Source organism: Nostoc sp. GT001, from assembly GCF_030382115.1.
Lineage (GTDB): Bacteria > Cyanobacteriota > Cyanobacteriia > Cyanobacteriales > Nostocaceae > Nostoc.
Genome location: NZ_JAUDRJ010000003.1, coordinates 5,179,921 through 5,194,497, shown reverse-complemented (window position 1 = coordinate 5,194,497; position 14,577 = coordinate 5,179,921). Strand labels below are relative to the sequence as shown.

The following is a 14,577-nucleotide window of genomic DNA, read 5'->3' as shown; positions in this document are numbered from 1 at the left end:
TTCTAGCGAACAAATCTTCTAAAATACGTTGGCATTCTATTTATGGGGTTTCCCTTCTGCCCTCTGCCTCCTGCCTCCTGCCTTCTCAATAACCATTACAACCAACTGCATCGATCGCAGCTTCTAGGGCGATCGCTACATGAGTCCAATGAGTCCCACCCTGGCAATAAACTACATAGGGTTCACGCAAAGGCCCATCGGCTGATAATTCCAAAGTACTCCCTTCAATAAATGTCCCCCCAGCCATCACCACCTGGCTCTCATAACCTGGCATATCATCTGGAACAGGGTCTAAGTAGGAACCGATCGGAGAATGCTGTTGTATGGCTTTACAGAAAGCAATTAGCTTTTCGGCAGAGCCGAGTTTAATTGCTTGAATTACATCCCCACGGGGAGCCAAAGGAGGGGGATTGACTGGATAACCGAGTTTATCAAACACATAACCAGTAAGATAAGTCCCTTTCATTGCCTCTCCTACCATCTGCGGCGCGAGAAATAAGCCTTGGAACAGCAGGCGATTTTGGTCAAAAGTAGCACCCCCGTAACTCCCGATACCGGGAGCAGTGAGGCGACAAGCGGATGCTTCCACTAAATCGGCACGACCAGCGACATAACCACCAGCACTGACAATAGTACCACCAGGATTTTTAATCAATGACCCCGCCATTAAATCAGCACCTACGGCTGTGGGTTCCCTAGTTTCAATAAATTCGCCGTAACAGTTATCTACAAAGCAAACGGTGTTTGGGTTTTGCTGTTTGACTAAGTGAACGATTTTTTCAATATCAGTAATTGATAAACTAGGACGCCAAGAATAGCCACAAGAGCGCTGAATTAAGACTAAACGAGTGTTTTCAGCCACACTAGTAGTTAAAGCTTGCCAATCTATAGTTCCTTCGGGGGTTAGCTCCAATTGGCGGTAATTTATGCCAAACTCAATAAGAGAGCCTTGACCTTGACCTCGTAAACCAATGACTTCTTCAAGCGTATCGTAGGGAGAACCGACCACTGCTAACATTTCATCTCCCGGACGGAGAACACCAAACAAAGCACAGGCGATCGCATGAGTTCCCGAAACGTATTGAACCCTCACGGCCGCAGCTTCAGCGCCCATAACTTCGGCAAAAACTTTATCTAAAGTTTCTCGTCCTAAATCATCATGACCATAACCACTTACACCAGCGAAGTGGTGTGCGCCTACACGGTGATTACGAAAAGCATCCAGCACTCGTTTTAGATTATGCTTGACCTGAGCGTCAATACCAGAAAAAATTTCTAATAGTGCCTGTTCTGCTTGCCGCAGCTGTTCTAAGCTGTTCATCAGTTCCTCGTTCAAAAAAAAATTATAGAGATGCGGATTTTGCGATCGCGCTGTTCTTAAGCTGGAAAATTAAAATTCAGGTTACTGCATGACAATTGCTACTTCAACCAAACCTCAAGTTAACTGGGTTAATACCCTGTTTTTCATTGGACTGCACATTGGCGCTTTATTTGCCTTTGTTCCTGGTAACTTTAGCTGGACGGCAGTTGGTGTAGGTTTATTGCTGTACTGGGTAACAGGTGGTTTAGGAGTTACTCTAGGATTTCACCGCCTTGTCACCCACCGCAGCTTTCAAACTCCCAAGTGGCTAGAGTATCTCTTGGTTTTCTTCGGCACACTCTCGTGTCAAGGAGGCCCAATTGAGTGGGTAGGGACACATCGCATCCATCATTTACACTCGGATACTGATGCCGATCCCCATGATTCTAATAAAGGCTTCTGGTGGAGCCACATGGATTGGCTGATTCACTATTGTCCCGCTCACGCTGATGTTCCTCGTTTCACCAAAGACATTGCCGAAGACCCAGTTTATCAGTTTTTAGAAAAATATTTCATTTTGATCCAGGTTGCTCTAGGTGTATTACTTTTGCTTCTGGGTGGCTGGTCATTCGTTGTCTGGGGAATTTTTGTTCGCATTGTCTGGGTTTACCACTGCACTTGGTTGGTGAACAGCGCTACTCATAAATTTGGCTATCAGAGCTATGATTCTGGCGATAAATCTACTAATTGCTGGTGGGTAGCCGTACTAGTTTTCGGTGAAGGCTGGCATAATAACCATCATGCTTTTCAATACTCAGCTCGTCATGGGCTGGAATGGTGGGAAATTGATTTAACCTGGATGACAGTTCAATTGCTGCAAGCAGTTGGTCTAGCTACTAATGTAAAGTTGGCCCCAGCAAAAGTTAGTTAGGGGTTAGGGGTTAGGAGTTAGGATGTGTAGACTTTTTAACTGATAATTCATCACTTCTAACTCCTAACTTTTCAAAAAGCTATTTACTGGTGCGCTTGTGTCAGTTAGGTTGCTATAATCCGAAGCGCTAATGTGAAGAATTTTTACGGCAAGTTACTTTTTGGTGACTTGGTGGAGGAGTTTGTTGTTTTTTAGGTGTCCATGACTACATCAATAATTAATAGCCAGAAACTAAGTGACGAGCCTAGTAATTCCGACTTCCGGCTCAAAGATATTGTCAAAACCCTGCCACGCGAATGTTTTCAGCAGAACCGTCGCAAAGCTTGGACACAAGTAATACTCAGTGTCTTGGCAGTCGCCTTGGGCTATTACAGCCTGATTATCACTCCTTGGTTTCTCTTGCCCCTTGCTTGGATTTTTACGGGCACTGCTTTAACAGGTTTCTTTGTAATTGGCCATGATTGTGGTCACAGGTCTTTTGCCAAACGTCGTTGGGTAAATGATTTGGTAGGGCATTTTTTCATGATGCCGTTAATTTACCCCTTTCATAGTTGGCGGATTAAGCATAATTATCACCATACTCATACCAACAAGCTGGATGAGGACAACGCTTGGCATCCAATTAGACCAGAAGTGTTTGAAAATTGGGATAAAACCCGACAGTCTGCTTTTGAACTGTTCATGCGTAAACGCTTTTGGTGGGTAGGTTCTATTGGACATTGGGCTGTGGTGCATTTTGATTGGCGGAACTTCAAAACAAAAGACCAATCGAGTATCAAGCTGTCTGTGGCTGTTGTAGTTGTGTTTGCTGCGATCGCTTTCCCGACTCTCATCGCTACAACTGGTATCTGGGGATTTGTCAAGTTTTGGCTAGTGCCCTGGCTGATTTACCATTTTTGGATGAGTACTTTTACTATTGTTCACCACACTGCCGCAGATGTTCCTTTTGCGACAGCGAATAAGTGGAACGAGGCTTTAGCACAGCTATCTGGAACTATTCATTGTGATTATCCACGTTGGGTAGAAGTCTTGTGCCACGATATCAATGTTCACGTCCCTCATCATATTTCCACTGCTATTCCTTCTTATAATTTGCGGCTAGCTTACAGCAGCATCAAAGAAAATTGGGAGCCTTATCTACATGATGAGTGTCAGTTTTCTTGGCCTTTAATGAAGCAGATTACAGACCAATGTCAGCTATACACAACTGATGTTGGCTATAAGACTTTCGACGAACATTATACAGAGCGATAAATAGCACTGTGACTACACTCACGCTCTTGAACTCAACGAGAGCGTTGATCATGCTGTGTTTAAATAGAATTTGGCGACTTTTTACTAACTAAAAATTGTTAGCTAAATTGCCAAAAATTATCTTCTTTGGTGTTAGCGATCGCTAATTTCGTGGGCATCCTAGAGGTGAGATTATCTTGTCTCAAAATCAAGTTCCGATTTATATCTAACAAAAGAATCCAGTGCAATTAGATACCATCACGTTCAACAATTCTCCTGGCTGCGAAACGTCTGAGGATACAACTAAATTACCTTTCACTCTTCAAGATTTAAAATCTGCAATCCCCGCTGAATGCTTTCAGCCCAATGTAACAAAATCACTTTTTTACTTTTTTCGTGACATCCTGATTATCGGTCTGCTTTATGCAGTAGCTAATTACCTGGATTCTTGGCTTTTCTTCCCGATTTTCTGGCTAATGCAAGGAACGATGTTTTGGGCTTTGTTTGTAGTCGGGCATGACTGCGGACATCAATCTTTTTCTAAGCAGAAATGGCTCAATGATTTGATTGGACATCTTTCTCACACACCAATACTTGTTCCTTATCATGGTTGGCGGATCAGCCACAGAACCCATCACAAAAATACTGGCAATATCGATAATGATGAAAGCTGGTATCCTGTGACAGAATCACAATATAAGGAGATGCCCTTAGCCCAAAAGATCGGCAGATATTATGTTTTTCTCTTAGCTTATCCTGTGTATTTGTTTAAGCGTTCTCCTAATAAGGAAGGCTCTCACTTTATGCCCGGCAGTTCGCTTTTCAAGCCATCGGAAAAATGGGATGTCATCACTAGTACTGTACTTTTGATTGGTATGGTAGGTTTGCTCGGTTTCCTCACCTACCAATGGGGTTGGATGTGGTTGCTGAAATATTATGCAGTACCCTATCTTGTGTTTATAATTTGGCTCGATTTGGTGACATTCTTGCACCACACTGAGCCAGAGCTTCCCTGGTATCGTGGAGAAGATTGGACTTTTTTGAAAGGCGCGATTTCTAGTATTGACCGTGATTATGGTTTGGTTAATCATATCCATCACGATATTGGTACTCATGTTGCTCACCATATATTCCTTAACATCCCTCACTACAATTTACTGAAGGCAACTGAGGCAATAAAACCAGTGATGGGTGAGTATTTCCACAAATCGGAAGAACCTATTTGGAAGTCATTATGGCGTTCATGTGTCAGCTGCCATTTTGTACCTGATAGTGGTAGTAGGGTTTACTACACATCCAACAACAAGTTAGCTAAAGACTAGTGGTTCATCTCATTAATTCTGATAGGTGAAGGTGAGCAGATCCCCGACTTCTTAAAGAAATCGGGGATCTTACAGCCCAGCAAAATTAATGCGATAGACCACTAGAGCCAATTTCAAAAGCCCTCTCCCAAGCTTGGGAGAGGGCTTTTGATTTATAGAAGAAATCTAATAACTTAAGCTGGCTTGCTTTTGATGTTGTTCACCATGATGGTTACAGCCATCCTAATGATTATGGTGATGATGACCAGGACCGTGGGAGCAGTTTTGCAAATCTTGCTTCATCAGCTTGTCGCTGATTTCTTGCAAGGATTCATCTACAGCTTGTAAGCCAATCCAAGTATCAATCTTTTGGACATCAAATCCTACCTCACGGCGATCGCCTACTTCTAACAAAGGACGGCGAATCAACAACGGCTCTTTCAGCATCAACGTCAAGGCGGTTTGGGCATCGATTTTTTCAGGAACCACCTCACCAGATTTTATCTTGGGAGCGGAAAGATTAAACCATTCGGCTACGGGGCGATCGCCAAAAAAAGAACGCAACCGCTCAACTGTCCAAGGTTCTGTTAGCAGATTGTGTGGTATCACTTCATGACTAGCAGCTGTTAGCAAAACTTTTTGCTTAGTACCACCTTTACAGCCTGGTTTGCTATAGAAAATTACTCTTGCCATTTAACTACCTCTTAGTAGAATACGATTTGTTTGTAGGGATTCACGGCTGTATGCCCCTACTCCCGGATTTCTCACCACACCTCTTAAAGCCTGCGTTTGTGCCGGGGAGAAGTAATAAGTAATAAGTAATGAGTAAAAACTTATTACTTATTACTCATTACTCCTTACTCCTCCTCGCTCCATCAAATGCCTTAAGCTTGTGAGAAATGCGGGTACTGCATGATGCTAAAAGTTTTTAGCACTATACTTAATCGGGTCAAACTCAAATCTCTCATTTGGATCGGTTTCGCCGTAGATATTAAAAGTCACAGTTGGTTCATCACCTACTGCTTCTACACAGTGAATTGCATCGGGAGTAAAGCTAATAATATCTCCTGGGGATAGAGTTACCTCTCCCGTTGCTTCAATTTTGTCCTGAAATTCGGGGCTATTAGTGCGTCGCCAAAAAGTATTTTTTTCCTGACCTTTTAACACCGCCACGATTCCCCATGTCCCATGATTATGAATGTTTGAACGGGTTCCCGGTGCAAATATTACTGTTTGCACAGTTAAGGGAAAACCTAATTCATCATATAGGAGTAAAACAGAGGTTCCCGTTTTGGGCGAAGGCTCTAAATGTTGACTTCGTACCCAGTAGGAATTTACGATCAAGCGCCTTACAAGCATCCGAATTTCTGGCAGACAATTGGTTTCATTATCACTGCCGTTGAGAACATCTTCCACCTCAGTTAAAAACCGATAAAGGCGGTAATTTTCTCTTAATAAATCCCATGCTCTCACAGATTTACAAGCTTGATGCTGACCGTCTCCCGTTAGTAGCCAATCCCTACCTTTCATAACTTTTAAATTGATAACGGAGAAGATTGGACGATCAGGATCGGAGAGACATTAGGCATATTACCTACAGGAAATTGAGTAGGTATGGTGATCGGAGGAAAGATAGAGTTACTATCAGTAGCTGCTCCTAATAGGGAGTAAGAGGAATACGATTTGGTAGATAACCAATTGTTCATGATTTTTCACAAAAAGGGCATTCATTGGGCATTGGTTGTTTTACAGGCGCGATTAATCGCGTCTCTACGCACCCCCACTCTTTTTTGTCGAGAAGTGCATTGACTAATCATCTTCTTCTGCTGGACGTGTCAAAATATCCAGGAGGATTCCGGCACCAAAATCATGCTTTTCATCTATCTCTTTGACTTTGGTGCTGATTTCTTTTGCTTCCTCTATTTCTCCTAACTTTGCTAGTACTAATCCAGAAGCAGCATAAGCATTTAAGTACAATCGAATTTGTGGTTCTTCTTTGCGACTGACTAGTATCGGCTTAAGTTGCTCCCAGTCATCAGGAAATTTTTCTAGTTCTTTAATTTTATCTAATAATTTGATTGTTGTTTGTAGTGCAAGAGAATAATTATTTTTATAATAGAAAAATCTATACGCTGCTACCAAGACATCTGTATTTTCACCAGTTTGTGCTAAAGCTTGTTGAATATATTTTTCTGATTCTGATGTATTATCCCAGTTTTGTGCAGCTAAAATTAATAGGTGTTTGATATCATCTGGAACCTGAAACCATGAAAATTTATTTGTATTAGCTTGCATAATGAACTCCTGAATGGAGATAAAGAAGATCAGAGATATGAGGCAATATAGTTCGGTTAAAGCAAGAGACGCGATTTATCGCCATCAAGACGAAAGATTGATTATTGTAGAGACGGCGATTTATCGCGTCTTTGCTTTGCCCAATGCCCAATTTAAAACAAAGTGAGAATGTACACCAAGGTGAATAATACAATCCAAATAATGTCTACGAAGTGCCAGTAAATTTCTGTCATTTCGATGAAAGTATGATTGGTTGCAGAATATTCACCGGGAAGACGCGATCGCCACAATGCACGTAATATCAATAACAGTCCCACAAAAACGTGCAAACCGTGGAACCCAGTCATGATATAAAAGCAGTTAGCGAAGATGTTGGTAGTCAGTCCGTATCCTAATGTTGAATACTCATAAACCTGACCGCCTAAGAAAATTGCCCCCATGATTGCAGTAATTGCATACCACAGTTGCATTCCCTTGACGTTATTCTTTTTAATCGCCGTATCACCGAAGTGAATGACGAAACTACTAGACACCAGAATAATGGTGTTAATCGTCGGCACAAGTAGTTCTACTTCACTGCCTTCTGGAGGCCAAACTGCTGTAGTACCCCGGAAAAATAAATAAGTGGCAAAAAATCCCCCAAACATTAGGGATTCAGAAGCAAGGAACGTCAACAATCCCCAAACTCTTAAATCTGGATGTTCTTCATGTCCTGCACTGTGTTCTTCACTCGTGGTTGTAGCTATAGTCATAGATTTTTTGACAATATTATCTGCTGCGTCTGTTGTGGAAGCTTGAATAAAGAATGAAGTCTGAGGCGGTAAAATTTTCATTCTTCATCCAAAATCCTTGTTTAGCCAAACTCTTGACTTGTTCAGGAATTTTGAAAATTCCGAGTTTTGTGTTCTGAATTCGGGCGTCCGTTTATTGAATTCAGGTGTCCGTTTATTGAATTCGGGCGTCCGTTTTCTGAATTCGGACGTTCGTTTTCTGAATTCGGACGTTTGTTTATTGAATTCGGGCGTTTGTGTTCCAAGCTTGAAGTTTCAGGTTCCAAGCTTGGAGTTTCGAGTTTTCAAATCTAATGACTAGAAGTTTTAGTGACTTTGAGTGCGATCGCATCACTTACTCTACGAACTAAGCACTAGCTTCCGGCGTCGCTGATGACTGTAATTCAGTTCTATGCTCCTGGCCGTAGTCATAAGGGCCATGAGTCACAACAGGCAACACTTCCCAGTTTTCAATTGCAGGTGGCGAGTTAGTTGTCCATTCTAAAGTCAAAGCTTGCCAAGGATTATCACCAGCCAAAGCGCCCTTCAGCCAACTGTAGATCATGTTGATGGCAAAGGGAATTACTGATATTGCCAAAACAAATGAACCAAAGGTACAAATCTGATTGAGGTCGATAAATTGGGGATCATACATTGCCACTCGTCGAGGCATTCCTTTCAAACCCAACTCGTGCATGGGTAAGAAAGTAAGATTAGTGCCGATGAAGGTAAGGGCGAAATGAACTCGACCCCAGTTTTCATTCAACATTCGTCCGGTCATTTTGGGGAACCAGTGATAAATGCCGGCGTAGATGCCAAACACGGAACCGCCAAACAGAACGTAGTGAAAATGTCCGACTACATAATATGTGTCGTGGACGTGAACATCAAAGGGGGCTGTTCCCATCGTTACGCCGCTTAAGCCGCCCATAACAAACATGGATAACAAGCCAATGGCGAAAAGCATCGCCGTGGTGAAGCGGATTTTACCACCCCAGAGGGTAGCAACCCAGGCAAAAATCTTCACGCCAGTGGGAACTGCAACGATAAGAGTAGAGATAGTGAAGAACATCCGCATCCAACCGGGTGTGCCGCTGGTAAACATGTGGTGTACCCAGACGAACAAACCGACAACGCAGATGGCTACACTAGAATAAGCGATCGCTTTATAACCAAAGATTGGTTTGCGGGAGTGAACTGGAATTACCTCCGACATAATGCCGAAGATCGGCAGAATCATTAAATATACTGCCGGGTGAGAATAAAACCAGAATAAGTGTTGATAAATTACAACGTTTCCACCTGCATCTGGTTTAAAGAAGGAGGTGCCAAAGTTGAGGTCAAACAACAGCAGCACTAAACCGGCTGCTAATACAGGTGTGGAGAGAAGCGCCAGCAGAGAGGTTGCCAAGATTGCCCAACAAAACAAGGGCACTTGATCCCATTTCATGCTCGGAACCTTCATCATCAAAATGGTGATTACAAAGTTCAGCGAACCCAAAATTGAGGAAGTTCCTACCAAAACAATCGCTAATATCCACATACTTTGAGCGATTGGTGCTGTCACCAAACTCAAAGGTGGGTAAGCTGTCCAACCAGATTGGGAACCGCCGAAAATGAAACTACCTAATATCAGCGCACCTGCTGGGGGATTTAACCAAAAGGCGATCGCGTTCAGCTTGGGAAACGCCATATCCCTAGCACCAACCATCAAAGGCACTAAATAATTACCAAATCCCCCAATGGCGCTAGGGACAATCCACAGGAAGATCATGATCGTCCCGTGATTGGTCATGAAAGCGTTATACAGATTGGGGTCGAGTACGTCTGCATCTGGTGTTGCTAATTCCACCCGGAGAGCAACAGCCATCAGTCCGCCGATGAGATAAAACACAAACGCCGTCACCAGGTATTGGATACCAATAACCTTGTGGTCAACATTAAATGTAAAATAGTCCTGCCATTTCCACGCCTTCGGATGCGAAGTGTGGCCAGTCACCATTTCCGGTTTCTTTTCGTCTGGTGGAGTATTCCGTGGAAATTCTACCTGTGTCATATTTTTGTCCTTTGTCCTACCCTGCGGGAAGCCGCTGGCGCGTCTATGTCATTTGTCTTTTGTCATTTGTCCTTTGTCCGTTGTCATTTGTCCGTTACCAATAACTAATGACCAATGACTAATGACTAATAACTAATGACCAATGACCAATGACTTTAGAGTTGCTGCACTAATTCCCATATCATGGGTGTGGGGCGCGAGAAACTCTGATGTTGATAAGTCGGCTGGATTAACAGCAACGACTTGATTTAGGTTTTGTTGTTGAGCAATCTGGTTTTCTGTCCGCCAGCTATCATATTCTTCTGGTGTGTGGACAATTACCTGTGTCCGCATTGAACCGTGATAACCACCGCACAACTCAGCACAAACTACGGGATATGTACCTGGTTTGGTGGCAACAAATCGCAGTTCGGTAGGGATACCAGGAAGTGCATCTTGTTTCAAGCGGAAGTTTGGCACCCAGAATGAATGAATTACATCTTCTGCTGAAAGGTTGAGTTGCACATCAGCACCAACGGGTATGTGTAATTCCCCAGAGGTAATGCCACTATCAGGGTAGCTAAATAACCAGGCGTACTGTATGCCTTTGACATCAACAACTAAATCGGCTGGTTTATCTAGGTTTTTGGGAGACGCGCCAATACCAATTGTTGGGGCTATTGCTGGGGCAGTTGTTGCTTCAGAAGCATCACTGAGTGTAGCAGCGATAGCAGTTCCCGACTTATGAGCAACATGAGCAGCTGAATGAGGATGACCAGCAGGCTCAAAACCACCCATTTGGTTAAAAACATCTACGCTGTAGATGCCCAAACCGAGAACAATCACTGTGGGAATTGCTGTCCAAAAGATTTCTAAGGGAACGTTGCCTTCTATTGGCAAACCATCGGTATCATCACCGCGACGGCGACGAAACTTAACCAAAAAAACTACAATTGTTCCTTCTACCACTAAGAAGAGTGCGATCGCAATGGTAAACATGACGTTGAAAAAACCGTCTACCAAAGGCGCTTGTAACGATGCCTGCATCGGCATGAGAGTGTGATTTTGACCGATCCAAATGCTGATTGCTGTAACTACTATCCCAGCAACCAGAGTCCATAGTGAAACAGGAATTTGTTGCATACATGCTACCTGCTTTGTAAACCGTCTTTAGAGGTGTTGTTTTCTGAGTTGAGGTTTTAGGGGAGAGGTTACAGGTTACAGGTAATAGGAATTCATCTATTCCCTGTAACCTGTACCCTATTCCCTTCTTCTTTCCCCATTTACCATTTCCTTTTCACTTATTAACTTTCTAACGTGCAGCCATTAAAAAAGGGGGAAACTTCCAGATTTTTTCCATATCTTTCCCCCCACAAAAATACAAATTATATTTCAACTCCTATGACAAAGCTAGCCCCTGCTTTTAGAAAAGCTAGTTGTTCCAAGGGGCACTGTTAGTCCTAATATTGATTAGGCTATATTAGCAGCAAGTTTAAATTTGTTAATAGCGAACAATTTACGATTTACGGAATTGTTTACTGTGAACTTTTGATTGTTTCCAGTAAATATTTAGTATTCCCCTCAAGTTACCTTGCCTAGCACATTTGCGCTGATGAAAAACAGTGCCTCCTTCAATGAACAACAATTTTGATTAACTCCAAAAACCTTAATTGTTTAATACAACATGGGTGTAGCAATTTTTGGGGCAAATCCGTGAACAAGCTTCACAACCAATACAATTCTCTGGAGAAGTAACTGCCATTACTTTTCGTTCAATTTCTTCATCATCTTCATCTTCCACAAATTCGCCTTCTTCATTTAGTGCCTTCAATCCAAGCACATTGTACCCGCAGACTTTAATGCATCTGCCACAGCCGATACATTTGTCTTTGTCGATTTCTTGAGCGAATTTTGGTGTCCAAGCCTTACCGCCAAATGTCAAACCTGTTAGTTGTGCCATGAATAAATCCTCAGCAATTTTGCCTGTCAATCTGTTTGTGCATTAATCATCATACTATCCTAATCTTTTATTCTTTTGTATTCAAAAATTACTTTTATCACATCAATTTTCGATGACTTTGAACACAATCCTGAATTGTTTTATTATGTCAATTTATAGATAAAGATTATTGCAAATAATTCTTATAAATATTTCGTATTCCTCGTTTCCACGTTCTACATATAAACGCATTCATTGAGTCAGAGACTTAATGTCTGACTAGAGGTAAGGTAGCAGCCCATGAACAGCGATTTTCATACAGAAGATAAGTAAAAAGTTGAGGATTTTAAACCTATACAGGTGACTAAAGCTTCATATCTATGTGATTTATAACTGCTGATTTAACTATTATTTCCAGCAAATGCAGCTATATCTCTAAGAGTAATGATATTCTTTTTCAAATATTTGTAGATTTAGGCAAATAAATTTATGTAAACAGTATACATATATACCAGAATAAATGTTCATCAGTTACATTTTGATATATGCAATATGTATTTTAGAAAGCAACAATTTTCAATTTATTTTGATTTAAATATTTAGTTAAATGGTGACAAAAGGAATATTCCGATTTCATCTGAATACACAGAATTAATTTATAAAGGAACTGTAAACTTTATGGCAGAATATTATGATGCCTTAAATATTAAAATTATTAACAAATCAGAGCAAGCTAAATTACAGGAGGCTTAAACATTTCCTAAAAATACTTTGTATAAGGTTTTATGGTCAAAGCTAAAATGTTCATCAATTACCTAATTAAATAAATGTTAAGATTTTTTCCTAAGCTCAATACGAACAAATTAATCATTTTTTTCATGAAATGTATAGTTAATAAGAAGTTTTATTAGGCTGTTTTAAAGCCTTAAATAGCTTGCAATTGGATGCGAATTTAACAAGTGGATGTGGGAATCGAACGTAGTGAGAATATTTTTTTCTCACTAGAAAGATCATGTGGTAGGGAGTCATGAATAAACAGGACTCATCCAGGGGAGACCTGAGCCAGACATCTCAACGATTAGAGTGGGAAAAGAGCCAAATGCCTTATACAATTCCTAACAACAGTTGCGTTGGATGTGACAACTGCCGCCCCCAATGTCCTACGGGTGCAATCAGAATAGAGGACAATGAATACTGGGTCGATCCTGGTCTTTGTAATAATTGTGAGGGCTATTATTCAGAACCGCAATGTGTAATAGCTTGTCCAACTAATTCTCCTATTCCTTGGCAGGCGAAAAAGGGAAGATGCAAAGTTGAACCAAGAGATGCTAGCAGCTTAGACTTATTTTCTAATGGTAAGAATAATCCATTTGCTTCAGCGATCGCAATTTGGGAAGCTTGTAATGTATTAGCGCAGCGCACATCCCTACATTGGGAAACCGATGAAGAAGGCTACATCAGTTACAGCCGACAAGTCAATCAAGGGCGAGGTGCGATCGCTTTTCACATCCAAGATCCCTTCAAAGTTAACGACAAGGCCACAGATATAGCAGCAATTGAGGGGCTTGACATCAGAGCCGCTTGCATACATCTAATTTTTGCAGCTTATGCCACAGCCTTAGAGCAACCTTGGGAGCAAGAATTTGCGATCGATGAGCGACAAATTGAGAAATATTTGGGGATGGAGAAACGCAAAGACTTGAGCAAAGCTGCCAAGCTAGCTTTAATGAAAAATATCGTTCAGCAAGCTTGCTCCCTAATTATCTCCATTGACTGGCCCCAACAAGGTCGAATTAACGGATTCTCTCTTGTCGGCAGCCGCTTATGGCACTTAGTAGATATTCAGCACCACTTCCAAGAAGACAATCTCGGATGCAAATATCTGATTGGGCTAACTTTTAAAGTAAAAGCAGGGTTATGGGCGCAATATTTTTTAAACAAACAAGCGTGTAAAGAGCGAACTGCATTCTATCAATACGGCAGTCTCCCCAAAACGCTGCTAACCACAGTCATGAGTATTTGGCAGCAACATGAAGGTGCAGTTCGACTAATGCTGTGGTTGCTGTTTAAAACCAAAATGGGCAAAGAACAACGCATCACCATTCCTACCTTGCTGCGTATTGCTTACGGTGAAGAAAAAGTCGCCCTTGCATCCAGACAACGGGAAGAACGCAAACGTCTGTTGCGAACCTTTGAAAGCGATTTAGAAATTCTCAATCACTATGGAATGAAACCACTTTTCGATCCAGTTACTTATCCACCAGAAATTCAACCTTTGTGGGCGAAATTAATCGATCTTCCCGAAGATCCAGATGAAGCATTAGAATTTTGGACTAATGACGGTGGTGCTGAAACTCGCCTCACAGACACAGGCCCCCGTGGTAAGTGGAATCTGCTAATGAATGCGCGGATCTTAGCTTTTGAACTCCCACCAGAATGGGAACAGCAAATCTCAGAATCGGAAAAAAAGAAAACAAGAACTGCCAAAGCCAAAAAAAAGCCCAAAGCTACAAACGATTTGCTAGGCGAACAGATTTTGCAAGCGCGAAAAAACTTGAATCTCTCCCAAAGAGAATTGGCAAAACTCACAGGTAAAAGCCAAAGCTGGATTCGAGATATTGAAAATGGTCGTTTAAAAGCCAAATTAGAAGACCAAATACTGTTACGAAAAATCTTAAATCTGGCTTCATCTTAATTTGGAATTTAAACGCAGAGAGACGCAGAGATTTTATTACGAAGTTCCACACCGTTATCCTAAATACAGTATTTAATG

General features: G+C 41.7%; 12 protein-coding genes. 4 read left to right on the top strand and 8 right to left on the bottom strand.

The features are described 5' to 3' along the window. Positions 1-85 precede the first annotated feature (85 nt). Positions 86-1,321, bottom strand: a complete 1,236-nt coding sequence (locus QUD05_RS24895) for a methionine gamma-lyase family protein (RefSeq protein WP_289798426.1) — start codon at positions 1,319-1,321, stop codon at positions 86-88. Positions 1,322-1,409: 88 nt separating this feature from the next. On the opposite strand from QUD05_RS24895, the gene QUD05_RS24890 reads away from it, so the two are divergent. From QUD05_RS24890 to QUD05_RS24880, 3 genes are all read left to right on the top strand, one after another. Further along, on the top strand, positions 1,410-2,231 hold the full coding sequence (locus QUD05_RS24890; protein WP_289798425.1) for an acyl-CoA desaturase: 822 nt from the start codon (positions 1,410-1,412) through the stop codon (positions 2,229-2,231). Between the two features lie 201 nt (positions 2,232-2,432). Continuing rightward, positions 2,433-3,485, top strand: a complete 1,053-nt coding sequence (locus tag QUD05_RS24885) for a fatty acid desaturase (protein ID WP_289798424.1) — start codon at positions 2,433-2,435, stop codon at positions 3,483-3,485. Positions 3,486-3,706: 221 nt separating this feature from the next. Further along, on the top strand, positions 3,707-4,786 hold the full coding sequence (locus QUD05_RS24880; protein WP_289798423.1) for a fatty acid desaturase: 1,080 nt from the start codon (positions 3,707-3,709) through the stop codon (positions 4,784-4,786). Positions 4,787-5,008: 222 nt separating this feature from the next. On the opposite strand, the gene QUD05_RS24875 is transcribed toward QUD05_RS24880, so the two are convergent. The 7 genes from QUD05_RS24875 to fdxB all read right to left on the bottom strand — a co-directional run bounded on the left by QUD05_RS24875 (position 5,009) and on the right by fdxB (position 11,825). Beyond that, positions 5,009-5,458, bottom strand: coding sequence for an ArsC/Spx/MgsR family protein (locus QUD05_RS24875; RefSeq protein WP_289798422.1), 450 nt, complete (start codon positions 5,456-5,458; stop codon positions 5,009-5,011). 225 nt (positions 5,459-5,683) lie between these two features. Next, positions 5,684-6,295, bottom strand: coding sequence for a cysteine dioxygenase family protein (locus tag QUD05_RS24870; protein ID WP_289798421.1), 612 nt, complete (start codon positions 6,293-6,295; stop codon positions 5,684-5,686). Between the two features lie 279 nt (positions 6,296-6,574). Continuing rightward, entirely contained in the window at positions 6,575-7,060 is a 486-nt protein-coding gene (locus tag QUD05_RS24865) for a hypothetical protein (RefSeq protein ID WP_289798420.1), read from the bottom strand. Between the two features lie 152 nt (positions 7,061-7,212). Then, positions 7,213-7,812 (bottom strand): cytochrome c oxidase subunit 3, encoded by a 600-nt coding sequence (locus QUD05_RS24860; RefSeq protein ID WP_289800072.1) that lies wholly within the window; start codon positions 7,810-7,812, stop codon positions 7,213-7,215. 385 nt (positions 7,813-8,197) lie between these two features. Continuing rightward, positions 8,198-9,886, bottom strand: coding sequence for a cytochrome c oxidase subunit I (gene ctaD / locus QUD05_RS24855; protein WP_289798419.1), 1,689 nt, complete (start codon positions 9,884-9,886; stop codon positions 8,198-8,200). Between the two features lie 132 nt (positions 9,887-10,018). Then, on the bottom strand, positions 10,019-11,008 hold the full coding sequence (locus QUD05_RS24850) for a cytochrome c oxidase subunit II (RefSeq protein WP_289798418.1): 990 nt from the start codon (positions 11,006-11,008) through the stop codon (positions 10,019-10,021). Positions 11,009-11,531: 523 nt separating this feature from the next. Next, the gene (gene fdxB, locus QUD05_RS24845; RefSeq protein ID WP_289798417.1) at positions 11,532-11,825 is read right to left on the bottom strand and encodes a ferredoxin III, nif-specific; all 294 of its coding nucleotides are present in this window, start codon (positions 11,823-11,825) and stop codon (positions 11,532-11,534) included. Between the two features lie 1,078 nt (positions 11,826-12,903). Between fdxB and QUD05_RS24840 the strand changes: the two genes are divergently transcribed. Continuing rightward, positions 12,904-14,499: a helix-turn-helix domain-containing protein gene (locus QUD05_RS24840; RefSeq protein ID WP_289800071.1), complete on the top strand. Its 1,596-nt coding sequence runs from the start codon at positions 12,904-12,906 to the stop codon at positions 14,497-14,499. The last annotated feature ends 78 nt before the right edge of the window (positions 14,500-14,577 follow it).